Annotated in this window: 25 protein-coding genes; 15 read left to right on the forward strand and 10 right to left on the reverse strand. The window is 64.6% G+C overall.

Going from position 1 to position 25,741, the window contains the following annotated elements:
• Window positions 1-6: 6 nt before the first annotated feature.
• The 4 genes from hcaB to hcaE are packed head-to-tail and all read right to left on the reverse strand — an operon-like array spanning window position 7 to window position 3,063.
• Window positions 7-840, reverse strand: a complete 834-nt coding sequence (gene hcaB / locus D1Y85_RS24765) for a 3-phenylpropionate-dihydrodiol/cinnamic acid-dihydrodiol dehydrogenase (RefSeq protein WP_281278320.1) — start codon at window positions 838-840, stop codon at window positions 7-9.
• Complete coding sequence (gene hcaC, locus D1Y85_RS24770) at window positions 837-1,157, reverse strand: 3-phenylpropionate/cinnamic acid dioxygenase ferredoxin subunit (RefSeq protein WP_124153721.1); 321 nt, start codon at window positions 1,155-1,157, stop codon at window positions 837-839. The genes hcaB and hcaC overlap by 4 nt, the downstream gene beginning before the upstream one ends.
• 2 nt (window positions 1,158-1,159) lie before the next feature.
• Window positions 1,160-1,711: a 3-phenylpropionate/cinnamic acid dioxygenase subunit beta gene (gene hcaF / locus D1Y85_RS24775; protein ID WP_124153722.1), complete on the reverse strand. Its 552-nt coding sequence runs from the start codon at window positions 1,709-1,711 to the stop codon at window positions 1,160-1,162.
• The gene (gene hcaE, locus D1Y85_RS24780; protein WP_124153723.1) at window positions 1,708-3,063 is read right to left on the reverse strand and encodes a 3-phenylpropionate/cinnamic acid dioxygenase subunit alpha; all 1,356 of its coding nucleotides are present in this window, start codon (window positions 3,061-3,063) and stop codon (window positions 1,708-1,710) included. The genes hcaF and hcaE overlap by 4 nt, the downstream gene beginning before the upstream one ends.
• Before the next feature lie 168 nt (window positions 3,064-3,231).
• Here hcaE and hcaR point away from each other — a divergent pair, with 168 nt between their 5' ends.
• Window positions 3,232-4,119 (forward strand): DNA-binding transcriptional regulator HcaR, encoded by an 888-nt coding sequence (hcaR, locus tag D1Y85_RS24785; protein WP_124153724.1) that lies wholly within the window; start codon window positions 3,232-3,234, stop codon window positions 4,117-4,119.
• A 12-nt stretch (window positions 4,120-4,131) separates the two neighbouring features.
• Here hcaR and D1Y85_RS24790 read toward each other — a convergent pair whose 3' ends face one another.
• Window positions 4,132-4,941 carry a DNA-binding transcriptional regulator gene (locus D1Y85_RS24790; protein ID WP_124153725.1) on the reverse strand — a complete coding sequence of 270 codons (810 nt, stop codon included), beginning with the start codon at window positions 4,939-4,941 and terminating at the stop codon, window positions 4,132-4,134.
• Window positions 4,942-5,138: 197 nt separating this feature from the next.
• On the opposite strand from D1Y85_RS24790, the gene D1Y85_RS24795 reads away from it, so the two are divergent.
• From D1Y85_RS24795 to D1Y85_RS24825, 7 genes are all read left to right on the forward strand, one after another.
• Window positions 5,139-6,977, forward strand: a complete 1,839-nt coding sequence (locus tag D1Y85_RS24795) for a bifunctional 3-(3-hydroxy-phenyl)propionate/3-hydroxycinnamic acid hydroxylase (RefSeq protein ID WP_124153726.1) — start codon at window positions 5,139-5,141, stop codon at window positions 6,975-6,977.
• Between the two features lie 6 nt (window positions 6,978-6,983).
• Window positions 6,984-7,925, forward strand: coding sequence for a 3-carboxyethylcatechol 2,3-dioxygenase (locus D1Y85_RS24800; protein ID WP_124153727.1), 942 nt, complete (start codon window positions 6,984-6,986; stop codon window positions 7,923-7,925).
• A 23-nt stretch (window positions 7,926-7,948) separates the two neighbouring features.
• Window positions 7,949-8,737: a 2-keto-4-pentenoate hydratase gene (gene mhpD, locus D1Y85_RS24805; protein WP_124153728.1), complete on the forward strand. Its 789-nt coding sequence runs from the start codon at window positions 7,949-7,951 to the stop codon at window positions 8,735-8,737.
• Window positions 8,738-8,750: 13 nt separating this feature from the next.
• Window positions 8,751-9,692, forward strand: coding sequence for an acetaldehyde dehydrogenase (acetylating) (locus D1Y85_RS24810; RefSeq protein WP_124153729.1), 942 nt, complete (start codon window positions 8,751-8,753; stop codon window positions 9,690-9,692).
• A 12-nt stretch (window positions 9,693-9,704) separates the two neighbouring features.
• The gene (gene dmpG / locus D1Y85_RS24815) at window positions 9,705-10,730 is read left to right on the forward strand and encodes a 4-hydroxy-2-oxovalerate aldolase (RefSeq protein WP_124153730.1); all 1,026 of its coding nucleotides are present in this window, start codon (window positions 9,705-9,707) and stop codon (window positions 10,728-10,730) included.
• 97 nt (window positions 10,731-10,827) lie between these two features.
• Window positions 10,828-11,691 (forward strand): alpha/beta fold hydrolase, encoded by an 864-nt coding sequence (locus tag D1Y85_RS24820; protein ID WP_124153731.1) that lies wholly within the window; start codon window positions 10,828-10,830, stop codon window positions 11,689-11,691.
• A 212-nt stretch (window positions 11,692-11,903) separates the two neighbouring features.
• Window positions 11,904-12,068, forward strand: coding sequence for an FmdB family zinc ribbon protein (locus tag D1Y85_RS24825; RefSeq protein WP_124153732.1), 165 nt, complete (start codon window positions 11,904-11,906; stop codon window positions 12,066-12,068).
• 126 nt (window positions 12,069-12,194) lie between these two features.
• Here the strand turns inward: D1Y85_RS24825 and D1Y85_RS24830 are convergent, their stop codons facing one another.
• The 3 genes from D1Y85_RS24830 to D1Y85_RS24840 all read right to left on the reverse strand — a co-directional run bounded on the left by D1Y85_RS24830 (window position 12,195) and on the right by D1Y85_RS24840 (window position 15,864).
• The gene (locus D1Y85_RS24830; RefSeq protein ID WP_124153733.1) at window positions 12,195-12,647 is read right to left on the reverse strand and encodes a hypothetical protein; all 453 of its coding nucleotides are present in this window, start codon (window positions 12,645-12,647) and stop codon (window positions 12,195-12,197) included.
• A 30-nt stretch (window positions 12,648-12,677) separates the two neighbouring features.
• Complete coding sequence (locus tag D1Y85_RS24835) at window positions 12,678-14,129, reverse strand: alkaline phosphatase family protein (protein ID WP_124153734.1); 1,452 nt, start codon at window positions 14,127-14,129, stop codon at window positions 12,678-12,680.
• A 334-nt stretch (window positions 14,130-14,463) separates the two neighbouring features.
• On the reverse strand, window positions 14,464-15,864 hold the full coding sequence (locus D1Y85_RS24840; RefSeq protein WP_124153735.1) for a GntP family permease: 1,401 nt from the start codon (window positions 15,862-15,864) through the stop codon (window positions 14,464-14,466).
• A 193-nt stretch (window positions 15,865-16,057) separates the two neighbouring features.
• Between D1Y85_RS24840 and D1Y85_RS24845 the strand changes: the two genes are divergently transcribed.
• Window positions 16,058-16,576 carry a BON domain-containing protein gene (locus tag D1Y85_RS24845; protein ID WP_425466982.1) on the forward strand — a complete coding sequence of 173 codons (519 nt, stop codon included), beginning with the start codon at window positions 16,058-16,060 and terminating at the stop codon, window positions 16,574-16,576.
• Window positions 16,577-16,732: 156 nt separating this feature from the next.
• Window positions 16,733-16,948, forward strand: a complete 216-nt coding sequence (locus D1Y85_RS24850; protein ID WP_246025046.1) for a hypothetical protein — start codon at window positions 16,733-16,735, stop codon at window positions 16,946-16,948.
• Between the two features lie 85 nt (window positions 16,949-17,033).
• Here the strand turns inward: D1Y85_RS24850 and D1Y85_RS27260 are convergent, their stop codons facing one another.
• Window positions 17,034-17,189 carry a hypothetical protein gene (locus D1Y85_RS27260; protein ID WP_185219120.1) on the reverse strand — a complete coding sequence of 52 codons (156 nt, stop codon included), beginning with the start codon at window positions 17,187-17,189 and terminating at the stop codon, window positions 17,034-17,036.
• Between the two features lie 313 nt (window positions 17,190-17,502).
• Here D1Y85_RS27260 and D1Y85_RS24855 point away from each other — a divergent pair, with 313 nt between their 5' ends.
• The 4 genes from D1Y85_RS24855 (at window position 17,503) to D1Y85_RS24870 (ending at window position 22,778) form a co-directional block, all read left to right on the forward strand.
• On the forward strand, window positions 17,503-17,718 hold the full coding sequence (locus D1Y85_RS24855) for a hypothetical protein (RefSeq protein ID WP_124153737.1): 216 nt from the start codon (window positions 17,503-17,505) through the stop codon (window positions 17,716-17,718).
• Window positions 17,719-17,836: 118 nt separating this feature from the next.
• On the forward strand, window positions 17,837-18,127 hold the full coding sequence (locus D1Y85_RS24860) for an H-NS histone family protein (RefSeq protein WP_124153738.1): 291 nt from the start codon (window positions 17,837-17,839) through the stop codon (window positions 18,125-18,127).
• A gap of 402 nt (window positions 18,128-18,529) precedes the next feature.
• Complete coding sequence (locus D1Y85_RS24865; RefSeq protein WP_124153739.1) at window positions 18,530-20,137, forward strand: peptide chain release factor 3; 1,608 nt, start codon at window positions 18,530-18,532, stop codon at window positions 20,135-20,137.
• A 262-nt stretch (window positions 20,138-20,399) separates the two neighbouring features.
• The gene (locus D1Y85_RS24870; RefSeq protein WP_124153740.1) at window positions 20,400-22,778 is read left to right on the forward strand and encodes a GNAT family N-acetyltransferase; all 2,379 of its coding nucleotides are present in this window, start codon (window positions 20,400-20,402) and stop codon (window positions 22,776-22,778) included.
• A gap of 99 nt (window positions 22,779-22,877) precedes the next feature.
• On the opposite strand, the gene D1Y85_RS24875 is transcribed toward D1Y85_RS24870, so the two are convergent.
• Window positions 22,878-23,420, reverse strand: a complete 543-nt coding sequence (locus tag D1Y85_RS24875; RefSeq protein ID WP_124153741.1) for a hypothetical protein — start codon at window positions 23,418-23,420, stop codon at window positions 22,878-22,880.
• A gap of 196 nt (window positions 23,421-23,616) precedes the next feature.
• On the opposite strand from D1Y85_RS24875, the gene D1Y85_RS24880 reads away from it, so the two are divergent.
• A complete protein-coding gene (locus tag D1Y85_RS24880; RefSeq protein WP_185219121.1) occupies window positions 23,617-25,644 on the forward strand; it encodes an O-linked N-acetylglucosamine transferase, SPINDLY family protein in 2,028 nt (675 codons plus the stop codon).
• The last annotated feature ends 97 nt before the right edge of the window (window positions 25,645-25,741 follow it).

The raw sequence follows: 25,741 nt of genomic DNA on the forward strand, positions 1-25,741 counted from the left end.
GCTCCATTACAGATGCAGGCCGCCCGCCGCGTGACGGATGCCGCGTATGCCGAGACCGGCGTCGGCGTTGATCATCACGCCGCTCAGCACGCGGTTGTTCGCGCGCGAGGCGAGCATGACGTAGGGGCCGGTGAAATCGGCGGGTTCCGGGAAAAACTGCAACGGCAGGATGCTGGCGATGGCCTCGGGCGTGCGCGAGTCCATGATGCGCAGATCTTGCTGACCGAGCGAAGCAGGGCCGCGCAGGTCGCTAGCCATGCCGCACGGACCGACGCCGTTCACGCGCACTTTCGGTGCGAGTTCATAGGCGAGCTGGCGGATGATGCCCACGGCCGCGTGTTTGCTCGCGGTATACAGCGGGCCGCCGCCGCCGGGGTAGAACGACGAGTTCGACAGCGTGAAGATCATGCTGCCCTCCGATGCGATGAGCGCGCGTGCCGCCGCCCTGGCGCCGAGCAGATAGCCCTTCACGTTGATCGAGAAGAGTTCGCCGAAGCCGCTGTCGAGCTGCTCGGGCGTGAGATCGACGAGGCTCGACGCATGATCCCAGATCGCCGCATTGCCGATGAAGGTATCGAGCTTGCCGAACGCTTCAACGGCGGCGTTCACGGCGCGTTCATTGTCGGCGTAAGACGTGACGTCGCCTTGCACCGCGACGACTTCGCTCGCGCTGAAACGCTCGCGCAGCGCGGCGACCTTTTGCGCCGACCGTTCCAGCACGGCCACGCGCGCGCCTTCCGCGAGAAAACGCTCGACGAGCGCGAGTCCGAGACCCGATCCGCCGCCCGTGATCAACGCGACGTCATTGTCGAGCCAGCCCCCGGCGTCTTTCATGCTCATGCCGCCTCCGGCACGTCGACATACACGGCGCCGTCCATCAGAGTGACCGGGAACGTCGCGAGCGGATCGGTGGCGGGCTGGCACAGCGCACGGCCGGTCTTCAGACAGAAACGCGCGGCGTGCAGCGGACATTCGACCGTCGCATCGTCCTCGATATAACCTTCGGACATCGAAGCATTGCCGTGAGAGCAGCGGTCGTTCAGCGCAAAGAGTTCGCCGTTCACCTTGAACACTGCAATAGCGGCGGACGGGCCGTCCACCTTGATCGCTTCGCCATCGGACAACGCGTCGTCCTGGCAGACAAAGATTCGAGCCATGATCAGAAAAGCACACTCAGGTTATGGGAGGACAACACCGCCTGATCGAGCGTGATCTCGCGATGGCACAGTTGCCAGCCTGCGGCGGTGTCGGCGCGGCGCACGCGGTCGAGGCGGCAGCCCACGTAAAACGTTTCGTCGCGTTCCTTCTGCGACCGGTAGAGGATGTAGTTCACGCGCGCCTCGAATTCGCCCGGCGTGTCCGTCGCGGCGACGCGCAGGTTCGAAACGCAGTGGCGCGTGCGCGAGGGCGGCTCTTCCGCCCATGCCATGCCGGTTTCGAGCCGCGCTACGCGGCGTTCGAGCTGGAAGCGCGTGTCGTTGAAGATCCACGTGGTGGGCGGCTGCACGCCGCGGCGGCGGTCGCGCGTCTGCGCGTTCACGGTCGTGCGCATCGTGTAGTGAATGTCTTCGGCGAGCAGGTCGATCCAGTCGCGAAAGCGCCATTCGTCGAGCAGCGCGGCTTCGTGGAAAAGGAACTGCTCGATGTCGTGGTGCAGTTCCAGCGCGACGCGTGTGTCCTTGCCGGTCGCGCGTTGGGCCACTTCACTCATTTGAGCACCTCCGCTTCATAGCGCTGCGTGCGCTCGTTGATTTCGTCCCACGTTTCGGAGAGCAGCAGGTCGGCCCAGTAGCGATACAGGCCGCGTGCTGCGGTCTCGGAGAAGATGTAGTTCGTGATGCCTGGAATGCCATCGTCGCGGATGCGTTCCTGGCCGAGGCCTTGCTCCATGCACAGCTTCGATTTACGCGCGCGATGTCCGCGCAGCACCTTCTGCACTTCGGCCCAGTTCTCCGAATCGTCCTGTTCGAGAAAACCGGCCGGACCGAACGCGCGCGTCGCGCTGCGTTCGAAGGCGGCTTTCACTTCGTCGGAGGCGTCTTTATCGGCGATACAGAACGCCCACACCTCGACCTGGTTCGGTCCGCGCGGATGCCACACGCGCAGTGTTGCCGTGCCGTTGAGCCAGGAAAGCGTCGGGAACAGGTTGTTGTGGCCCGCGAGTCGAAGCGCTCGCACCTTGCCAAGACGCGCTTCTGCTTCTTCGTAGGTGTCACGGAAGTACTGTGAAACTTCGCCGTCCACCCAGACGTTCGCGTCCGGCTTTTCGGTGAAAAAGAAGCCGCTGCCGTGGCCGCGCTCGCCGTATTGCAGCGCGTCCTTCGCGGTTTCCCAGACGGGGCGTGCGGTCTGGCCCGCGCCGAGCGCCTTGTCCGTGTCGTTTTCTTTCGCGCCGAGCACCTGTACCGCCGATGCGTGCGAAAACAGCGCGTGATACTGGTCGCTCGCGAACTGCTCGGCCGGGAATTTCCAGTTGCAGTCGATCACCCACTTGTGCACGCCGCCGACGATCTCGGTGCCGCCCTCGCGGCGGTCGAGCACGCCGTCGAGGTACCATGCGATGTCGCCCATGTACGTTTCGAGGTCGGGCGCGTCGGCATCCCAGTTGCCGAAAATGAGGCCTTTGTATACGGCGACGCGCGTCACTTCCTGGAGGCCCCACTTCTCTTTGCACAGGCCTTGCGGATAGGCGCGCGGCTCCAGCGGCACGTCGATCAGTGCACCGTCCACGCCATACGACCAGCCGTGATACGGGCACGTGAACGCGCGCGCATTGCCGGAATCGGCGAAGCTCACGCGCATCGAGCGATGGCGGCACTGGTTGAGGAAGGCCTTGATTGAACCGTCTTTCTGGCGGACCACGACGATGGGGTCTTCGCCCATGTACGTGTTGAAAAAGTCGCCCGCTTTCGGTATTTGACTGACGTGCGCGAGAAAGAGCCAGCAGCGGCCGAACACGCGTTCGAGTTCGAGTTCGTAGATGGCGGGGTCGGTGTAGATCGACGGCGTGACGCGACCATTGCGTGCGTCGACCAACGCGTCGATGTCGATGTTTGTGGACATGCGAGTCTCCTGTCGATGGGACCTGGCGCTTTAGCGCTTGATCCCAGCCCATGCAAAGCTCCGTGGCATTTCGTCCCGGTGGGGAATGCAACCGGATCATCGTTGTCGCCCCGGTCAAAGTGAAATATTTTGTTTGTTGGCAGTTAGACGTTTGAACGATAATTACGCATGGAACTGAGACACCTGCGCTATTTCATTGCCGTTGCCGACGAGTTGAGCTTCACGCGCGCCGCGCTTCGACTCCACACCGCGCAGCCGTCGCTTAGCCAGCAGATACGCAATCTGGAGGACGAGGTCGGCACACCGCTCCTCGAACGCACGCGCCGCAAAGTCGAACTCACCGAGGCGGGCAAAGTGTTTCTTGCCGAGGCGCGTCTCGTGGTGGCGCAAGCCGACCGCGCGGTGGCGCGGGCACGCCAGGCGGGACAGCAGGGGCTCGCGACGGTGACGATCGGCTTCGTGCCTGCCGCGGAAATCCGCATCTTTCCCGCGATCCTGCCGCGTCTGCGAATGCGTTTTCCCGATGTGAACGTCGAGTTGCGCAGCCTGCCCACCGCGGATCAGGAGCAGGCGCTTCTGCGTGGGGACATCGACGTGGCATTCATGCGTCGTCCTGTGCATTCGCCTTTGCTGAAGAGCGAGATTGTGTTGACCGAGCCGCTCGTGGTGGTGTTGCCGAGCGCGCATCCGCTCGCGAAGCTCGAGCGCATTCCGCCCGCGAAGCTCAACGGCGAGCCGTTCATCAACACGCATTCATCGTTTTCGGGGGAACTGCATAGCGTCGTCGAAGGCTGGTTCGACGCACACGCGCTGCACCGCAAGGTCGAGCAGGTGGCGACCAATATTCTCCTGAACCTGAACCTCGTGGGCATGGGGCTCGGCTATGCGCTGCTGCCTGCCTATGTCGGCTCGCTGACGAGCAGCGCGATCTGCACACGTGAACTGGAAAGCGAGCCGCCCACGATCGACCTGCTGATGGTGACGCGCAACGAGCCGCATGGGGCCGAGCTTCAGGGACTGCTCGATATCGTGCGCGAAAATGCTGCCGCGTCTTGAGGTGCGGCGCGCTCAGCGTTTCGTCGCGGGCTTGTCTTCCGGTGCTTCGAGCGCCGTCACCATTTCTTCGGCCGCGCGCTGCAATTCAGGCAGGAACCGGCGCACGGCCTCCGCTGGGTTGATGGCCTGCTCCAGGTAGACCACGTTCAGGCTCGCCAGCACGCGGCCGTGCGCCTCGATCGCCACGGCCAGCGCACCGATCTTGCGCTGGTCGGACCAGTCGCCGTGATTCGAGCCGAAGCCGTCCGCGCGCGTCTGCCGGATCAGGTTGCGGATAAACGCGTCGTCGAGCGCGAGCTTCTGCTGCTGTTCGCCGCCCGCGCCCGAGCGCAGCACGTCGAGGATGTCCTCGCGTTCGGGTTCCGGGCAGGTCGCAAAGTAGACACGCCCCGCTGCCGTCAGCAGCATCGGCAGACGGCGGCCCACCATCGCGCGGTGAAACGAAAGCGGGCTGAAGCGGTGCGTCGTCTCGCGCACGATCATCGCGTCGCCGTCGGGCGTCGTCAGGTCCGAGGGCCACACGATGCGCTGAAGCATCTTCGCCATGATCGGCGGCGCGATCGTCGCGATGTGCTCGTCGTCCGTGAAGCCCTCGCTCAGCGCGCGCACGTTCAGCGTGAGGCGGAAACTGTCGTCGGAATCGCTGCGCCGCACAAACCCTTCTTCCACGAGCGTCTCCAGCAAACGCCGCACCGTCGTGCGGTGCAGACCCGTCGTCTCGCTCAACTGCTGGCTCGTCGCGCGGCCGTTTTCCATCGCGTTGAGCGCTTGCAGTACCTGCAGGCCGCGTGCGAGGCCACGCACGTTTGCATACTTCGTCATATCTCAAATTCCCCTGCCAAATCAGCGATGTGCATTCTATGCACATTTTTCTGAAAATGTTGAGCCAGCTCCAGGCCACACCTAGACTCGCTGAACATTTACCGGCCTGCGGCACTACGCCTCACCCGGACTGCCAGTCCCCGCCGGGACCTTTCAGCATCCGCAGCGGCCGTCGAGCCGAGCGAGCCAGGAGACACATGAATACCCCCAACGATCAGGCGGTGGATTCCTTCCGTTCCCGCGTCGAGGCGACCGATGTCGCCATCATCGGCGCGGGCCCCGTCGGCCTCATGATCGCCAACATTCTCGGCCGCGAGGGCGTGCGTGTCACGGTGATCGAAAAGCTCGAACAGATCATCGATTACCCGCGCGCCATTGGTCTGGATGACGAAGCATTGCGCGTTTTCCAGTCGGTCGATCTCGTGCGCGAACTGCTGCCGCACACCACGCCCGACCACTGGATGCGTTTCGTCACGAAGGACGGCCACTGCTTCGCATCGATCGAGCCGCGCACCGACGAATTCGGCTGGTCGCGCCGCAACGCGTTTCTTCAGCCGACCGCGGACCAGGTGCTCTACGAAGGCCTCAAGCGCTTCGACGGCGTGCAGGTCCTGCTGGGCCACTCGGTCGACTCGTTCACACAGGATGAAACCGGCGTGAGCATCGACGTCACGGGCGCGGATGGCGCGCGCCGCACGATCCGCGCAGCGTACATGGTCGGCGCGGACGGCGGCAACAGTTTCGTGCGCCGCGCGCTGAACGTGCCGTTCGAAGGCCGCACGAAGCCGAATCAGTGGATCGTCGTGGACGTGCGTAACGATCCGGTCGGCTCGCCGCACATCTACATGCATTGCGATCACACGCGGCCTTATGTGTCGGCCGCGCTGCCGCACGGCATCCGCCGCTTCGAATTCATGGTGATGCCTGGCGAGACGGAAGAAGAGCTGTCGAAGCCTGAAAACATGGCGGCGCTGATCCGCAAGGTCGTCGCGGATCCGGAAAGCGTCGATTACATCCGCAAGCGCGTCTATACGCACAACGCGCGACTCGCGTCGACGTTCCGCGTGGACCGCGTCCTGCTGGCCGGCGACGCCGCGCACATCATGCCCGTCTGGCAGGGCCAGGGTTACAACAGCGGCATCCGCGATGCGAGCAACCTCGGCTGGAAACTCGCGATGGTCGCGAAGGGGCTCGCCGATGGCCGCCTGCTCGACTCCTATACCGTCGAGCGCCGGGCGCATGCACGTTCGATGATTCACCTCTCCGAAGTCGCGGGCGACATCTTCGCGCCGACCACGCGCTTTGGCGCGCGGTTCCGCGACGTGTTCGTGAAGTCGCTGAACCATTTCCCGTCGGTCAAGCGCTACTTCGTCGAAATGCGATTCAAGCCGATGCCGCGCTATGAAGCGGGCGTCGTGCTGCTGCCGCCGCCGAAAGAAACGGGCGGCTGGCTCGCGCGCCTGCTCGAACGCTCGGGCAATTCGGCGCCGGGCCGTCTGCTCGGCCTGATGAGCGAGAAGCGCGATTCGCTGATCGGTCGCCTCGCGTACGGTCCCGATCCGCTCGCCGCTTCCCCCGTGGGCCGAATGTTCATCCAGCCGCGTGTGTGTCTTGCCGATGGCCGCGTCGTGCTGCTCGACGACGCGATCGGCAACGGCTTCGCCGTGCTCGCCTGGGGCGCGGACCCGACCTTCGGCCTCACGCCAGAGGCGCGTGCGCTGTGGGAGCGTCTGGGCGCGCGTTTCGTGATCGCGAAGCCGGACGTGCAGCTCAATTACACCGACGACGTGCCCGAAGGCGTGCTCGCCATCGGCGACGTCACGGGCCGGCTGAAGGACTGGTTCACGCGTATTCCGGAATCGGTGGTGCTGCTGCGTCCGGACCGTTTCGTTGCGGGCGTGTGCACACCGCAGCAGGTCTCGGGCGCCATCGTCGAACTCGCGGGCAAGCTCGGTGCGAACGCCGTCGCCGGTTTGCCGTCGTCACAGCATATCGGACGAGATCAGGTCGCCGTTACACAAGAAGCAGGAGCATAAATTAGTATGCCTATTCATCTCGAATGTCTTTCGCACACACCGTTGCACGGTTATTACGATCCGTCGCCGGAAGTCGTTGCGGAAGTCGAACGCGTGGGCCGCGCGGCGCGCGACCGCGTCGAAGCGTTTGCGCCCGACCTGATCGTGGCGTTCGCGCCCGACCATTACAACGGCTTCTTTTACGACGTGATGCCGCCGTTCTGCATCGGCGCGCGCGCTGAAGCGATCGGCGACTTCAAGAGCATGGCTGGCACGCTGCCGGTGCCGGAAGATCTCGCACGAGCGCTCGCGCAAAACGTGCTGGCCGCGGATATTGACGTTGCGCTCTCGTATCGCATGCAGGTCGATCATGGCTGCGCGCAGGCACTTGAAGTGCTCACGGGCGGACTCGACCGCTATCCGGTCATTCCGGTGTTCATCAACTCGGTGGCGCCGCCCATGGCGACGCTGCGTCGCGCGCGCCTGCTCGGCGACGCGATCGGCCGCTTCTTCGCGCGCACGGATAAGCGCGTGCTTTTCGTCGGGTCTGGCGGTATTTCGCACGAGCCGCCGGTGCCTGAACTCGCTGGCGCGATGCCTGAGGTTCAGGAGCGGCTCATCGCCGGACGCAATCCGACTCCGGAGTCGCGCGCCGCGCGCCAGGCGCGCACGGTGGCCGCCGCGAAGTCGTTCACGGCGGGCGACAGCCATCTGCATGCGCTCAATCCCGAATGGGATCGCGCGTTTCTCGCGACGCTCGCTTCCGGCGAACTGACCGTGGTGGACGGCATGACCAATGAAGCGATCACGCGCGATGGCGGGAAGTCGGCGCATGAGATTCGCACGTGGGTGGCCGCGTTCGGGGCGCTCGCTGCGTCTGGCCCGTATCGCGCGTCGCTCGATTACTACCGCGCGATTCCCGAGTGGATCGCGGGCTTTGCCACCATGCACGCGACGTCGGCGGCATGACGGAACGCATCAAGGAGAACGCGATGTCTAATTCGAACCTCGTGACGACGCTAGCCGCGCGCCTGCGCGCCGCCGAAGCCTCGCGTAACACGATCGTCCCCGTGCGCGGCGAAATCGCCCCCGACGACATGACCACCGCCTACGCCGTGCAGCAGGCCAACGTGGACCTGCGTGTGGCGAACGGCGAGCGCATCGTGGGCCGCAAGATCGGCCTCACCTCGCTTGCGGTGCAAAGGCAGCTCGGCGTCGACCAGCCCGACTTCGGCGCGCTGTTCGCATCGATGGCGTACGGCGACGGCGAACCGATCCCGCTTTCGCAGCTGATCCAGCCGAAGGTCGAAGCGGAAATCGCGCTCGTGCTCGAGCGCGACCTCACGCACGACAGGCACACCTTCGTCGACATCATCAACGCAAGCGCCTACGCACTGGCCGCCATCGAAGTGGTGGACAGCCGCATCGCGAACTGGGACATCCGCTTCGTCGATACCGTGGCCGACAACGCATCGAGCGCGCGCTTCGTGGTGGGCAGCCGCCCGGTGCCGCTCTCGCGGATCGATCTCACGGCGTGCGCGATGGAACTCTCGCGCGACGGCGAAGTGCTCTCGCGCGGCAACGGCGCGGCGTGCCTCGGCAATCCGCTGAACGCAGCCGTGTGGCTCGCCGACCGCATGGCGCAGCTCGGCACGCCGCTGCGCGCGGGCGACGTCGTGCTCACCGGCGCGCTCGGGCCGATGGTGGCCGTCACGGAAGCGGGCACGTTTACCGCACAGATCGAAGGGCTCGGCAGCGTCCGCGCCACTTTTACTGCCTGATCAGGGAACATAAATGGCTTCGCAAAAACTCAAGGCCGCGATCATCGGATCGGGCAACATCGGCACCGACCTCATGATCAAGATCATGCGGCACGGCAGGCATCTCGAGATGGGCGCGATGGTCGGCATCGACCCGGCATCGGACGGCCTCGCGCGCGCCGCGCGCCTGGGCGTCGCGACCACGCACGAGGGCGTGCAGGGCCTCGTGAACCTGCCCATCTTTAAAGACATCGACGTGGTGTTCGACGCCACCTCGGCCGGCGCGCACGTCAAGAACGACGCGTTCCTGCGCGAGCACAAGCCCGGCATCCGCGTGATCGACCTCACGCCGGCGGCGATCGGTCCGTACTGTGTGCCGGTCGTGAATCTCGACGCGCACATCGACGCGCCGAACGTGAACATGGTCACCTGCGGCGGCCAGGCGACGATCCCGATGGTGGCGGCCGTCTCGCGCGTGGCGAAGGTGCATTACGCAGAAATCGTCGCCTCGATCAGCAGCAAATCGGCGGGTCCGGGCACGCGCGCGAACATCGACGAATTCACCGAAACGACGTCGAAGGCCATCGAAGTGGTGGGCGGCGCGGCGAAGGGCAAGGCGATCATCGTGCTCAATCCGGCCGAGCCGCCGGTGATGATGCGCGACACCGTGTACGTGCTGTCCGAACTGGCCGACCAGGCGCGGGTGGAAGCCTCGGTCGAAGAAATGGCGAAGGCCGTGAACGCCTACGTGCCGGGCTACCGCCTCAAGCAGAAGGTGCAGTTCGACGTGATCCCCGAGAGCGCGCCGCTCAACATCCCGGGCCTCGGCAAATTCAGCGGCCTGAAGACTTCGGTGTTTCTCGAAGTCGAAGGCGCGGCGCACTATCTGCCGGCCTACGCGGGCAACCTCGACATCATGACCTCGGCGGCGCTCGCCACCGCGGAGCGCATCGCCAGTTCGGTCGTCGCCGCTTAAAGGACAACGCACATGAGCAAGAAACTCTATATCTCCGACGTGACGCTGCGCGACGGCAGCCACGCCATCCGCCACCAGTACTCGATCCAGAACGTGCAGGACATCGCCCGCGCGCTGGACCGCGCGAAGGTCGATTCGATCGAAGTGGCGCACGGCGACGGCCTGCAGGGCTCGAGCTTCAACTACGGTTTCGGCGCGCACAGCGACCTCGAATGGATCGAGGCGGTGGCCGACGTCGTCACGCACGCGCAGATCGCGACGCTGCTGCTGCCGGGCATCGGCACGATTCACGACCTGAAGGCCGCGTACGACGCGGGCGCGCGCGTGGTGCGCGTGGCCACGCACTGCACGGAAGCGGACATCTCGAAGCAGCACATCGAGTATGCGCGCGAACTTGGCATGGACACGGTGGGCTTCCTGATGATGAGCCACATGACCACGCCGGAGAATCTCGCCGTCGAGGCGAAGAAGATGGAACGCTACGGCGCGACCTGCATTTACGTGGTCGATTCGGGCGGCGCGCTGACGATGAACGATGTGCGCGACCGCTTCCGCGCGGTGAAGGCTGTTTTGAAGCCCGAAACGCAGACGGGCATGCACGCGCATCACAACCTGTCGCTGGGCGTGGCGAACTCGATGGTTGCGGTGGAAGAGGGCTGCGACCGTATCGACGCGTCGCTCGCGGGGATGGGCGCGGGGGCCGGTAATGCACCGCTCGAAGTGTTCATCGCGGCGGCCGAGCGTATGGGCTGGCATCACGGCACGGATCTGTACACGCTGATGGACGCGGCCGACGACATCGTGCGTCCGCTGCAGGACCGGCCGGTGCGCGTGGACCGTGAGACGCTCGCGCTGGGCTATGCGGGGGTGTATTCGAGCTTCCTGCGCCATTCGGAGGTGGCTGCGAAGAAGTATGGCCTGAAGACCGTCGACATTCTGGTTGAACTGGGCAAGCGCCGCATGGTGGGTGGCCAGGAGGACATGATCGTTGACGTGGCGCTTGATTTGAAGAAGCGCGCTGAAGCCGGACAGCAGTAAACAGCGGCACCGCGCACGGTCTTCGCGACCTGAATGAGCGGGAGGAGCCGATGGTTCCTCCCTGGCGATTAACCAGGATTTAAAGAGGAAGGACATCATGACTGCACAGGCAATCACGGAGGCGTCGACGAGCAAGTTCGCCCGCGTAAAGGTGGACGATCAGGACGTGCAGATTCACTACAACGACGCGGGTGCTGGCGCAGAAACGGTCGTGATGCTGCACGGTTCGGGTCCGGGTGCGAGCGGCTGGGCGAACTTCAACCGCAACGTCGAGCCGCTCGTCGCGGCCGGTTATCGCGTGATCCTCATGGATTGCCTCGGCTGGAGCAAGAGCGACCCGATCGTCTGCACCGGATCGCGCTCCGAACTCAACGGCCGCACGCTGAAGGGCCTGCTCGACGTGCTCGGCATCGAGCGCGTGCATATCCTCGGCAATTCGATGGGTGGCCACAGCGCCGTGGCGTTCGCGCTCGCGAACCCGCAGCGCGTCGGCAAGCTCGTGCTGATGGGGGGCGGCACCGCCGGTCCGAGCAGTTTCGCGCCGATGCCGACCGAAGGCATCAAGCTGCTTCAGGGTCTCTATCGCGAGCCGACCATCGAGAACCTCAAGCGCATGATGAACGTGTTCGTCTACGATGCGAGCGCCCTCACCGACGCACTGATGCAGGCGCGGCTCGATAACATGCTCGCGCGTCGCGACCACCTGGAGAACTTCGTGAAGAGCCTCGCGGCGAATCCGAAGCAGTTCACCGACTACGGTCCGCGCCTGGGCGAAATCGCGGCGCCGACGCTCGTGATCTGGGGCCGCGACGATCGTTTCGTGCCGATGGATACGGGTCTGCGACTGCTCGCGGGAATGCAGAACGCGCAGTTGCACGTGTTCAACCGTTGCGGCCACTGGGCGCAGTGGGAGCATGCGGACGCGTTTAACCGCATGGTGCTGGATTTTCTGCAACACTGATTGGGTCGCTTCTCGCGATGGTGATTCGTAACGTCGCGAGTGCTGGACCGGAAAAGGCGGCGTGCGTGACAGCACGCCGCCTTTTTTCGTTCTTCGACACGACTTTCAATCTGGCGATACGGAGTGTGTCGAGTTCGTTCTTGAGTTCCCTTGACGACCGACCATACTAGTACCCATACGCAGAGTCGCAGAGCCTATTCCGGAGGACTGCCATGCCGACGTACCAATACCGCTGCGAGAAGTGCGGCAAGACGTTCGAGAGCGTCGAACATCTCGCTGAACATGAAGCTGCTCATCCGCACTGTCCTGACTGCGGTAGCGAAAAGATTCAGCACGTGCCTACAACATTCATTCCGAAGACTTCAAGGAAGAGTTGAGGGCGGGTCTGCTTTTCTGTTCACGCGTCGAGCCGTTGTACGTCAACCTTATCGAAGACGGCGGGTGTATTCGTTCGCGCCGCTTGCTGATTTCGAGCCCGTATTTCACGCAATCGCCCAAAAACGTCACTTTTTCGCGAGCGCGTTGATGCTGTCGATCCGTTTGTCGAAGGTCTCCTTGTTGCGATTGCGGAGATCGTCGAGGTCGGACACCACCTTGTTAAACCGCACGGTCGCCCTGTCGTCCTTGATTTCGTCGATTTTCTTTTTCATATCGACAAAATCACTGATGCGTTTGTCCTTCTTTTCTTCCTCGGTAAGCTTGCTGATCAGGACTTCGAGCGCGTCGGAAATGCGCCCCAACTGGCGGCCATAGCTGTCGCTGTTGACGACGGCCTGTTCGGTGGCCGGATCGCCTGAGTTTTCGTTGTTGACGACGACACCTGCGAAGGTCCACGGCAAGATGGGCTCGTTGAGCGATTGCGGCGCGGCGATGAGGGGAAAGAACGAGCGCATCATCAAAGCCCAGTAATTTATGGCCGGTGCGAACAACGCGTTATTGTCAGTGGGTGAAGACATCGCATTCTCCTGGGAGTCCAGATGATAATTTCAGTGTCCTCGATAGAGCGTCGATGAAGGCGACGGAGCGGGCGGTGGCTCCGGAGCGGCAGAGCGCGCGAGGATCTTCTGCATGACATCGCGCACGATGTCACCTGCGGCGCCAGCCGTTGTCGGCGCGTCGTCCGGTTGACTGGCTGGTGCGGTTTTCGACTGGATGATGTCCTGCATGTGCTGGGCCGCGGTCGCGTCTTCGCCCAGCGGCGCGAGGTGTTTCGCGACCAGCGCGAGCAGGCTCTGCAAGTGCGTCACGTCGCGGCCGCTCGCGGCCTGTAGTGCGGCGGGGTCGATTGTGGGCTCTGACACTGCGATCGACGCAGGGCTCCGTTCCGGGTCGACCGGTGCATTCAGCGCCGCGGACAGGTCGGGCGCGGCGGCCTCGCGTGCGCTCAGCGGTCCGGCGATGCCAAAACAGTTGCGAATGGTCTTGATGATCGACGTGTGGTCATAAGGCACGGGTCCCGCCGCGCGCAGCACAGACCCCGCGGCGGTGTACGGCGAGACGATGATCGCGGGGACGCGCACGCCGAAGCGGTCGAACGTGAAGCGCTGGGTCGGCCGCGGCGGCTCGGGCTGCGTCGCGGCGGGCGGCGCAACGTGATCGAAGCAGCCGCCGTGCTCGTCGAACGTCACGATCATGAGCGTGCTGCCCCAGTTGGGCGACGCACGCACGGCGTTATACACGCGCGCGACGAGCGCATCCGCGAACGGCACGTGGTGCGGCGGATGCATATCGTTGGGCAGATTCTGCGCGTCAGGGTAATACCGCGGCTCAATGAAAGCGTAGGCGGGTAGTTGACCCGCCGCGGCGTCGCTGATGAATTCGTCGATCAGCCGGAAGTTTCCAAAGTACGGCCACAGGCGCGACAGCAGTGCGGCCTGCGGGAAATCGTGGAAATAGATCTTCCACGGCACGACGCCTTGCAGCTCGTTGAAGATGGTCTGCATCGGAAACGGAAAGCCATCGAGCGTATTGTTTTCGTAGCCGTTAGCCGTACCCGCATGCAGGAAGAACCGGTTGGGCCAGGTCTGGCACGGCGCCGAGGCGAACCAGCGGTCCGAGACGGCGAAACTGTTTGCCAGTTGGGTCAGCGCCGGAAGCTCGGCGGGTGTGAAGCCGTGCATGATGTCGGCGCCATTGCCGCCCTTGTTCCGGTAGTTGGAGACGAAGCCGCTCATCGGCGGTACGCCCGTCACAGGTCCGTTGAAGAGTTGCGCGTTGATGTCGTCGAACGATTCGCCGGGGTCGGGATCGGGCATCGTCGAACCGTCGGCGTCAGGCGGCGTGGTCCATGGCGCGATGCCGTCGTTGCCCGCGCAGTCTGCGCCGTCGAGCCCGTCGAAAGTGGGGCCCGCCGGACGCAAATGGCCGAGGACGTTATCGAACGAACGATTCTCCAGCATCAGCACGACGATGTGCTGTATGGCGGACCAGTCAGTCATCTCATCTCCCGCAGGTTGCACGAGTCTTGCGATGCTGCGGCCCCGCCCATCGGTTCTTGCCGGCGAAGCAGCTTCACGGATTATCCACGCGAAGCGCAATGGGCGGCGTGAAGGCGCGCGGACGAGTCGGTTGCGAAGTCAGTGAGTCAAGGTCATTGCGTTCTTTACGACGATGACGACGAACGCGATCGCGATCAGCGAACGCTGACGCAGCGATCATTGGATCCCGAACGACGATTGCGCTTAGAGGGCAGGCGTTAGCCGCCCGCGCGCGACGGGCGGACCGATGAAGCGAAGCGACGAAATCACGGGCAACGCACCGCGTTCCGAACCGTCAAACGATTCCGGTCGTATAAAACACGATGATCACGAAGAACACCGCAAGCGTCTTGATGATCGTGACCGCGAAGATGTCGCGATACGATTCGCGGTGCGTGAGGCCCGTTACCGCGAGCAGCGTGATGACCGCGCCGTTGTGCGGAAGCGTGTCCATGCCGCCGCTCGCCATCGCGACCACACGGTGCAGCACTTCCATCGGAATGTTCGCGTACTGCGCGCTCTTGATGAACAGATCGGACATGGCCGCGAGCGCGATGCTCATGCCGCCCGATGCCGACCCGGTGATACCCGCGAGCGCGCTAACGGAAACCGCCGCATTGACGAGCGGGTTCGGAATGCTCTTGAGCGCGTCGCTCACGACGATGAAGCCCGGCAGCGCGGCAATCACGCCGCCGAAGCCGTATTCGGACGCGGTGTTCATCGAAGCGAGCAGCGCGCCCGCCACCGCGGCTTTCGTGCCGTTGGCGAAGCGCGAACTGACGCGGTGGAACGCCGTGACGATCACGAGCACGATGCCGAGCACGAGCGCGCCTTCGACGGCCCAGATTCCCACGACCTGCTTGATGGTGGTCGTGACGGGCGCGTGAATGCCGGGTAGCACGTCGGGCGTTACAGTGAAGCTCTCGCCGTACCAGATCGGAATCCAGCGCGTGAGCAGAAAGTTCGCCACGCCCACGAGCACGAGCGGAGCGATGGCGAGAAGCGGATTCGGCAGATTCGCCGTTTCGACGCGCTCGGGCTCATTCAGGAGCGACGTGCCGTAGCCCTCGCCCGCCGCCATTGCACCGCGGCGGCGCCATTCGAGGTACGTGAGGCCCACGATGACGATGAAGAGCGAGCCGATGATGCCGAGCACGGGCGCGGCCCACGTGGTCGTCTTGAAGAACGTCGTCGGGATGATGTTCTGGATCTGCGGCGTGCCGGGCAGCGAGTCCATCGTGAACGAGAATGCGCCGAGCGCGATTGCGCCGGGCATCAGCCGTTTCGGAATGTTGCTCTGGCGATAGAGCTCGGCGGCGAATGGATACACCGCGAACACCACGACGAACAGCGACACGCCACCGTAGGTCAGCAGCGCGCACACCGCGACGATCACGGCGTTGGCGCGCGAGCGGCCGATGTAGCGGATCGCGGCAATAACAATCGATTCGGAGAAGCCCGAGAGTTCGATGACCTTGCCGAAAACGGCGCCGAGCAGGAACACGGGGAAGTACAGCCTCACGAAGCCGACCATCTTTTCCATGAAGATGCCGGAGAACACCGGCGCGACGGCGGTTGGCTCGGTAAGCAGCACGGCGCCGAGCGCGGCGATGGGCGCAAACAGGATCACGCTGTAGCCGCGATAGGCGGCGAGCATGAGAAACACGAGCGCAGCGATAACGATAACGAACGACATTAAGCCTCCCGCGATAGTTATAGTTCGATGCATCGTGGTGTATTGCGCCGATTCTACCGAAACGTATCACCGTTGCAGCGCCGGCTGTACCGTCCTATCTTTGCCGCAGGCGGGCCGCATGTACGCGCAGGCGGCGACGCTCGGGAGGGCGGCGATGATCGGCTTCGAACCGGATCGGATCCTTTGGCGGACGATTGTGCGATGTGGCGCATGGGCGGTGCTCGCGGGCTGTCTTGCGACAAGCGCTTCCGCGTACGCGCAGACGGCCTCAGACGCGCAGGCGCCGCGCAAGAACTGGTACAACGATCCGTTTTTCGCGCTCTCGAGCGCGGTGAGTGCGTGCCCGATGCCACTCGGGCCGCTGATGACGCAGGCGGAAGCCGAAGACGATGCCCACTACCGCGTGGAGCGCGGCACCACGTGCTGGCTCGCGCACAAGTGCTCGAAGCCGAATTCGTACCTGTATGACGCGGACATTGCCACCGCGATCCGTGAGCGGTTCAAGGGCGACGCGTCGCTCGCGAACACGAGTCTCTGGATCACCGTGCAGCGCCGTTTTGTCTACGCGGAAGGATGCGCGAGCACATCCTTCGACCAGGCCGCGTTGCAGCGCCGCCTCGAAGCCATCCCCGATGTCGAGCAGGTTTTCGTGCGCGTGACGGCCGATCCGCGCGGCGCGCTGCCTTACAAAACGCTGGCTCCGTCAAACTGAGCGCTCGCGTTGCCGGGTACAAGCCGCGCAGGCGGCCGCTAGCATGGCACAATCGCAGGTCGAAGAACTAGAAAACCCATCGGGTCCGCCATGACACGTCCAGATTCGTCGCCGTCGTTCCGTTTTCTCAGGCTGCCGGTCGCAATGAGCGCCTGCATGGTGTTCGCCGCTTTGTCCGCGTGCAGCAGCAGCACGCCGCCGCTGTTTCTTTCCGACGGCCGCCCGACGATCCAGGTGCAATGTCCGGCTGAGGGCGACCGCGACTCCTGTGCACAGCAGGCGCGCGCGCGTTGCGGCGGCACTTACGACACGGTTGGCACGTCCATCGAGGGCGCCAACTTCAACCTCGTCTTCGCCTGCCGCGCCAAATAAGGCGCTGGACTTCGGCGGCCGGCCAGCGTCCATGTGGCGTGCCGGTCGAAGGCGAACGGATGAATCGACGCCGTATCAGTCAACCTCAGTCATTCAGCGTAAAAACCTTCCCGAGCCCGAAGAAATCGATTGTTTCGTAAATGGCGCGCAACACGTTGCCATATTCCAGTTCGCCCGATTCCGCTATGTTCTTGTGGCTGAAATCCGACGCCTTCTGCCGTCCAGAAAATGCATTGAGCATGCTGCTCCACAATTGAGTAATATTCGGGCGTTATAACCGCGGTTTATCCCGTTGAAGTCTGAAGTGAACGCACCATCCGTTTTTTCTGGATCGGTCGAGGCTTTCGTGCGGTAGCCAACGGATAGCCGGGCGTACGAAATTTATTGTTCAGAGGTGCCTGGGGCCTATATATTGCAGTTTGCGTGGCAATATCCGGCGCGAGTCCGGATAAAAACAATCAAGAACGCTATTTGAGTATTTGCGGAAAATTAGAAATTACGTAGACGCGCCGGCCCGCGTGTCATTAAATCGCTTGCCATTACCGGGGACGACAGTGAATCACCATCAACTCGAAAAAGATATCGAGCATCTGGAACATGTCATTGCACGGCTTTCCGGTCAGGATCGCATTCCGCTTTCATATTGGCGAGAGCGGGTCGAATCGGTGATGAGCGCGGATCTCGTGCCGTCGCAAGTGCAACGTGTGAAGCGGCTCAAAGAGGCGCTGTGCGAGCTTGAGCAACGCGTGGATGAAAGCCGGCGGCGCTAGGCGGTGCGAAAAGCGAAATGGATTGCCCATGCGTGACGAAAAAGAGGCGCAATCCGGCGCACTTTCGCTTCAGAACGGTCACAATGTCGTCGTGTGACCGAACCGGAGAACACCTTCCATGCCGAGCTACAAGCAATTGACCGCCCAACTTGAGAAGCTTCACAAGGAAGTTGCCGCAGCCCGTGAAAAAGAAATCGAGCAGGCAATCGCGGATATCAAGCAAAAAATTGCCGAGTACGACATCACACCGGAAGAACTCGGCTTCACGAGTCGCGTAGCCGCGAAGCGCAAGAAGCCGCAGCCGGCCCGCTATATGGATCCAAAAACCGGCCAGACGTGGAGTGGCCGCGGCCGTGCGCCGGGCTGGCTCGCCGGCAAGAACCGCGACCGCTTCCTCATCAAGGAGTGACCGGCCGTCTCTCGCGAACGTTTTGCGGGGGGCGTGAATTTTCAGGCTGGCAGGCGCCACGCTCCCCGCAGAAGCTCGCCCCAAGCCGCTTTTGCGGCCCGTACCAAGATCGTTTGCGCGCCGCATGTAGCCGTGCTATCCATATGCCCGTATCGAATTTTCGTCGCATGCGGCAATGCCGTGTATCATTCGTCCCCGGCGCCGCTTTGCGTCGTTTCGCGCCGGTGTGAGCCCTGATTTCCGGACCGTTCGTGCTATTTGCGCGCGGCTCCAGATGCCGTGCCTGCCCTGCGATGCCGTCCGGTGACCGGACCCGGCTGGTGGCCCACACCAGCCGCCCACGCTGCAACCCATGCCTCGTGCTGCCCGGTTGCCTGAATTTCATCTGTGATACCCAGTCCGATGTCAGTTTCTGTTTCCGAACTTGAACGCCGCCGCACGTTTGCGGTCATCTCTCACCCGGACGCGGGCAAGACCACGCTGACCGAAAAGCTGCTGCTGTTCTCGGGCGCGATCCAGATCGCCGGCACGGTGAAGGGCAAGAAAAGCGGCCGCTTCGCGACGTCCGACTGGATGGAGATCGAAAAGCAGCGCGGCATCTCGGTGGCGAGTTCGGTCATGCAGTTCGAGTATGGCGACGCTGTCATCAATCTGCTCGACACGCCGGGCCACGAGGACTTCTCGGAAGACACGTACCGGGTGCTGACGGCGGTGGACGCCGCCGTGATGGTGATCGACGGTGCGAACGGTGTCGAAGCGCAGACGCTCAAGCTGCTCGAAGTCTGCCGCAGCCGCAAGACGCCGATTCTCACGTTCATCAACAAGCTCGACCGCGAAGTGCGCGAGCCGCTCGACCTGCTCGACGAGATCGAGCAGCACCTCGGCGTGGCGGCGGTGCCGTTCACCTGGCCCATCGGCATGGGCAAGGAATTCCAGGGCGTCTACGACATCCAGCGCGATCAGGTGCGCGTGTTCCGCGCGGGCGAGCAGTCGCTCGGCGGCGCGGTGGAAACGCTGCAGGCGATCAGCGACGAAGATGGCGAGCGTCGTTTCGGCTATCACTGGAAGCGCACGAAGGAAGAGGTCGAACTGATTACCGGCGCGACGCCGACGTTCGATCGTGACGCGTTTCTCGCCGGCGAGCAGTCGCCGGTGCTGTTCGGCTCGGCGATCAACAACTTCGGCGTGAAAGAGATTCTCGATGCGCTCGTCGATCTCGCGCCGCCGCCGTCGCCGCGCATGGCGGTGCAGCGTCCAGTCGATCCGAGCGAGCCGAAATTCACGGGCGTCGTGTTCAAGGTCCAGGCCAACATGGACCTCGCGCACCGCGACCGCGTGGCGTTCATCCGCGTCTGTTCGGGCCGGTTCGAGCGCGGCATGCAGCTGAAGGTCACGCGCAACAACAAGACGTTTCGCGCGAATAACGTGGTGAGCTTCCTCTCACAGCGTCGCGAGACCGTGGCCGAGGCGTACCCCGGCGATATCATCGGTATTCCTAATCATGGCACGCTGAGCCTCGGCGATACGCTCACCGAAGGCGAGGATCTCCAGTTCACCGGCCTGCCGTTCTTCGCGCCGGAAATCTTCCAGACCATCGAAGTGGTCGATCCGATGCGCGCGAAGCAGCTGGGCGAAGCGCTCAAGCAGCTCGGCGAGGAAGGGGCGATCCAGGTGTTCCGCCCGTTGCACGGCGGTTCGATGATTCTGGGCGCAGTGGGCCAACTGCAGTTCGAAGTGGTGTCACACCGTCTGTCCGCGGAATACAAGGTGGACGTGCGCATCATGCCCGCGCGCTACCGCCTCTCGCGCTGGGTCACCTGCGACGACGCCACCGAACTGCGCCGCTTCACCGACGCCTACGCGGCCCGCATGGCCTACGACGCGTCGAACGCGCCCACTTACCTGGCTTCGCACATCTCCGAAATCGAAGTCGCGCAGAAGGCGTGGCCGAAGATCGTGTTCAACGAGTTGCGCGAGCATTCGGGCGCGCCGTTCCGCAAGGGGCTGTAATAGCCCGCTTCACTCCGCGCGCAGGTTTCATCCTTGCGCGCGGACGTCCTTCCTGCGCCGCGCGCGGCGACCTGAACTGTGTCGCGATGCCGCGCACCGAAACGGCATCCGCACGACTCCTCTACGCATGGCGTGCAACGGCTCGCCTTTCGCGCTGAACATACCTTGCGCGAAATCGGCGCGCCGACGCCACGATTCGCATATCCTGACGCGGAAACAGAAAGAACGTCTGTGACGTTCATCCAACCAGTCAGGAGAGACTGTGACAGTACGCAATCTCGATGCACTATTCCAGCCGAAATCGATTGCCGTGATCGGCGCCTCGCGGCGTCCCGGCAGCGTCGGCGAGATGGTGTGGCGGCGCGTGATCGAAGGGGGATTCACCGGGCCGTTGTGGGCCGTCAATCCGCACCACGCCAACTACGCCGAAGGTTTCGACGGGCGTCCCGTGCTTTCCGATGCGGGTGACCTGCCCGAAGCGCCCACGGTCGCCATGATCTGCACGCGGCCCGCCACGTGGCCGTCGCTCGTGCATCGCCTTGGCGGCATGGGCACGCGCGCGGCGATCCTTGTCGGCGAAGTGCGCGATGCCGACGACCACGCCCACCTTCGCCACGCACTGGCCGCAGCGCGTCCGCACCTGCTGCGTATCGTCGGGCCGGGCAGCGTCGGTGTCATCACGCCTGCGCTCAACGCGCAACTGGGCGCGGCGGCGACGGTCGCGCGGCCCGGCGGCGTGGCGTGGGTGTCGCAGTCGAACGCACTCACCAATGCCGTGCTGCGCTGGGCCGACAGGCGCGGGCTTGGCTTCTCGCATGCGATCGCGCTCGGCGGTGAAGCCGACGTCGATGCCGGCGACGTCCTCGACTACCTCGCGAGCGATCCGTCGACGCGCGCCATCCTGCTCGAACTCGATTCCGTGCGCGCGGCGCGCAAGTTCATGTCGGCGGCACGTGCGGCGGCGCGTAACAAGCCGGTGCTCGCGCTGCGCAGCGGACGCGACGATCCGGGCGACGCGCTCTATACCGCGGCGTTCCGGCGCGCGGGCATGGTGCGCGTGGACACGCTCGACGACCTGCTCGACGAAATCGAAACGCTTGGCGTGGGCCGGGTTGCCGCGAGCGACACGGCCACGCTCATCACGAGCGACCGTGGCGTCGCGACGCTTGCGCGCGACGCGTTCAACATGGCGGGCGACACGCTCGCGGGCTGGCCCGACGATGCGCGCGCGGCGATGCGCGCGGCGCTGCCGCACGTGGAGCCCGGCAATCCGCTTGTGCTCGGCGAAACGGCGACGCCCGAGGATTTCGCGCTCGCGATGCAGACGCTCGGGCCGTATCCGAAGACGGGCACGGTGTTTGTCGTGCACGGGCCGACGCATAGCGCGCCGGTCGAGGACGTGGCGCGCACGCTCATCGAGAATCAGCGCGTGGCGTATCGTGGGGTACTGGCGTGCTTCTTCGGCGGCGTGGACGCGGCCATGCGCGACGCGCTGCACGCGCATGGCATCCCGGTGCATACGACGCCGCGGCGGCTCGCGCGCGCGTTCACGCGTCTCGTCGATTACCGGCTTGGCCGCGCACTGCTGATGCAGACACCCGAAGGCACGCCCGCGCAGCGCGCCGATGCGATCGAGGCCGCACAGGCGCTGGCGCGCGAAGCGCTGGCGGCGGGCCAGTCCGAGCTGACCGGCGAGGCGGCGTCGAAGCTGCTGGGCCTGTTCGGCCTGCGGACGTGGACGCCCGGTGAAAGCGTTACGCTAGACGCGGTCGAGCCGGTGGTCGAGGTGGCCGTGGAGTTTCGCGACGACGAGAATTTCGGGCCGGTGTTCCACTTCGTCGCGCCGTCCATGGACGGCAGTTCGCCGCCCTTGCGCGTCTACGGGTTGCCCCCGCTCAATCCGACGTTGGCGCGCGACATCGTCACACAGTCGCCGCACGCGCATCGCTTGAGCACACCTGAGCCGCCGCTCATCGCGCTTACCGAACTTTCGCAGGCCGTGTGCGACGTGAGCGAGATCGTCGGCATGGAGTTGACGCTGCGGGTGTTGCCCGCCGAAACGCTGCTCGCGGCGCCGCGCCTGCGGCTCGCCGCCAAGCGCAGCCGCTTCGCGATCATGCCGTATCCGCGCCGGCTCGAAGAGACGCTGGACTGGTTTGGCCAGCGCCTCACGATCCGGCCGATTCGCCCTGAGGACGAAGAGCCGCATCGCGCGCTGATCGCGTCGATGACGCCTGAAGATTTGCGACTGCGGTTCTTTTCGGCGGTGCGCAGCTTCGACCATACACAGCTGGCACGCATGACGCAGATCGACTACGACCGCGAGATGGCGCTCATCGCGACGGTCGAGGACGAGGACGGCAAGCCGCGCACCCTCGGCGTGGTGCGTGCCGTGACGGATCCGGACAACGAGACCGCGGAGTTCGCGGTGACCGTGCTCTCCGGCCTGAAGGGGCGCGGCCTCGGACACATGTTGATGGAGCGGATCATCGCGTATGCACGCTCGCGCGGCACGCACTGGATGCTCGGCGAGGCGTTGCGCGAGAACACGCCGATGATCCGGCTTGCGCGTTCAGTCGGCTTCACCGTGACGCCGACCGAGGACCCCGGCGTGGTTGGCTTCCGGATGCCGCTTGAATGACGCAGTTTTGACGCAGTTGGCCTGAATCCGATTCAAGCCGGTTCATGCGGCCTCACGGCCGCGGTGGCGAAACGCAGTTGCGAAACGCGGTGGCGTAAATCAGGCAGCGAGCTTCGCGCGTGCGTCGTCCACCTGGCCGCGCGTGAGCGCGAGCTCTTCGAGCCAGGTTTCGCCGTACTGCGCGCCGGTTTCCTTTTCGAGGCGCGCGATGGTCGCGGCGCAGCGCGCGGCGTCCTTCGGGGTCGCGATAAAGGCCTTGACGGACTGGCCGCCCTCGAACGCTTCGAAGAGCGGCGCGCGGAGTTCTTCGGGCAGCGTGCGCGTCCACTGATGCGTCTTGCCGTTGAACGTCAGCGTCGGCGGCAGCACGCGCTCCTTCTTCGTCGCCGGAATCAGGCCGAAATTGCGTGCGGCTTCGGCGATCTGCTCCGGCGAGAACAGTTCGTCGGGCGTGATCTGGAATTGCTCGATCGCGGTTTCGACGGTCTTCATCGCATTCGCGCGGTCGTCGCGCTTCTTCTGCGCGCGGGCGACGATGTCGCGCAACTCGTCGGCCTCGTCGCTCGTGATCGTGAAGCTCGCCTGCTTCTGCTGAAGCTCGGAAAAACGCTGGAATTCTTGATCGGTCAGGAGTTTCGCCATGTGGGGTGCGTGCGCGGTAGCCGCGTGCCCTGCAGGACGGGCGCGGCGTGCTGGAATTTGAAAGGGCCGCCATTCTAACGTTTTGCGCGCATGCGTTCTAGTCGCGAGGCGCAGCTTCGAGGGGCCGCAGCGCCACACGGCTCGATGTCGGAAGTGTCTGATGTTCGCGCGCGGCGGCGCTTCCTATCATCGCGGGATGAAAAACACCGCCCCCCATTCATCCTCCGCGCGGTCCGCGAGGCTGCTCACGCGCGGCATCGACCTGCTGGACGCCGGCAAGCTCACCCTCGCCGAAACGATGTTTCGCGAACTGCTGGCGCAAGACCCCACTCATCCCGACGCGCTCCATCAACTCGGCGTGACGCTCTCGCGGCAGTCGCGCTACGAGCAAGCGGAGCAGGCGATCCGCTCGGCGCTCGCGATCCGCGAGACCGGTCCATACTGGCGCGATCTCGGTTGGGCGCTGCTCTGGCAGGGCCGCGACGCGGACGCGATCGCGGCGTATCAAAGGGCCATCGGCGCGGGCTTGCGCGATGCGCGACTGTTCAACAATCTCGGCAACCTGCTCAAGAAGTCCAACGCGCGAGCACAGGCCGAGGCGTGTTACCGCGAAGCCATTGCGGCCGATCCGGCCTACGCGCTCGCCTATGGCAATCTCGCGATGCTGCAGCAGGATGCGGGGCGCGTCGATGAGGCCGAAGCGAGCCTGCGCCAGGCGCTCGCGATCGATTCCGCGTCGCCGCACCTGTGGCAGTGCTACGGCGGCCTGCTGGAGCGTCTGAACCGCCTCGACGAAGCCGACGAAGCCTATTGCCGCGGCGGGCGATGGGAGTCGGCGCAGTACGTGCGGCGACGGGAAGCGCACTGGCATCAACTCCCGCAGATCGATGCGGCAGCGCTGGCGATGGTCGCCTCCGGCGAGGCCGAACATCTGACGCCGTGGGGCCTGCTTGGCATTCCGTCGCTGACGCCCGCGCTGCATCGCGACGCAGGGCGGCGCTTCGCCGGCAGCCGCTGGCGCGGCGAACTCGCAGCGGTGCCGCTCGTGGCGCGCGGTGCGGGCCTTGCTGCGGCGCTCGCGGCGTTTGCCCAGGGTGGCCGCTTGCGCATCGGCTACCTGTCGTCGGATTTTCACGATCACGCGACGATGCGTCTCGTTGCGGGCGTGCTCGAACTGCACGATCCGGCGCGTTTCGACGTCCATCTGTATTCGTGGAGCCCCACGGCCGGCGATGCCTGGGGCGCGCGACTCGCGACCCTGCCTGCGACGCTGCACGACATTCGCTCGATGAGCGACGAACAGGCCGCGGCGCAGATCGCGCATGACGGCGTGCATGTGCTCGTCGACCTGAAGGGGTACACGACCGATACGCGGCTCGGCATCACGGCGCTGCGGCCCGCGCCTGTGATCGTGAGCTGGCTTGGCTACCCGGGCTCGCTTGGCCACGCGCGGCTCGCGGACTACCTGATCGGCGACGCGGTGGTGACGCCGCCCGAAACGGCCGGTCACTACAGCGAGACGCTCGCGCTGATGCCGCATTGCTACCAGCCGAACGATCACCGGCGCCTCGTGCCGCCGGCGCCGTCTCGCGCCGAAGCCGGGTTGCCCGCGAGCGGCGTCGTGTTCTGCAGTTTCAACCAGACGTTCAAGCTCGGCGCGCAGATGATGGCGATCTGGTGCCGGCTGCTTGCCGCGGTGCCGGGCAGCGTGCTGTGGCTGCTCGCGCCGGGCTCGGAGCGCGCCGAGTCGAACCTGCGGGCGTTCGTTCAGACACAGGGTGTCGATCCGTCGCGAGTGATTTTTGCGCCGCGCGTGAAGCAGGATGCGCACCTCGCGCGCCTGCAACTGGCCGATTGCGCGCTCGACACGCTGCCTGTGGGCTCGCATACCACCGGCAGCGACGCGCTTTGGGCGGGAGTGCCGATGGTGACCATCGCGGGCGATCTGTTCGCCGGACGCGTGGGCGCGAGCCTTTTGCACGCGGTCGGGCTAGAGGCGCTCGTCGCGCGCGATCTCGACGCGTACTTCCAGCTTGCGCTTGCGATCGCAACCGATCCGGGCTGGCGCGGCCAGTTGCGTGAGCACCTCGCGCGGGCGCGTTACGAGGCGCCGCTCTTCGACGCGCAACAGTTCACGCGCGATCTCGAACGGCTCTATGTGGAGATCGTGGAGCGCGAAGCGCGCGGCGAAGGCGCGAGCCGCGATCCGGTGGTGGTGCGCTGAGCGAAGGGCGTCTGCGCCAACCGTCGAGATTGTCCCGCATTGACGCGCGCCCGCTGTGGCGTAATCTGTCGCCAATGACCTTCGGGAGGTATCTCGC

Origin of the sequence: Paraburkholderia dinghuensis (genome assembly GCF_003837865.1) — a bacterium.
GTDB lineage: Bacteria > Pseudomonadota > Gammaproteobacteria > Burkholderiales > Burkholderiaceae > Paraburkholderia > Paraburkholderia dinghuensis.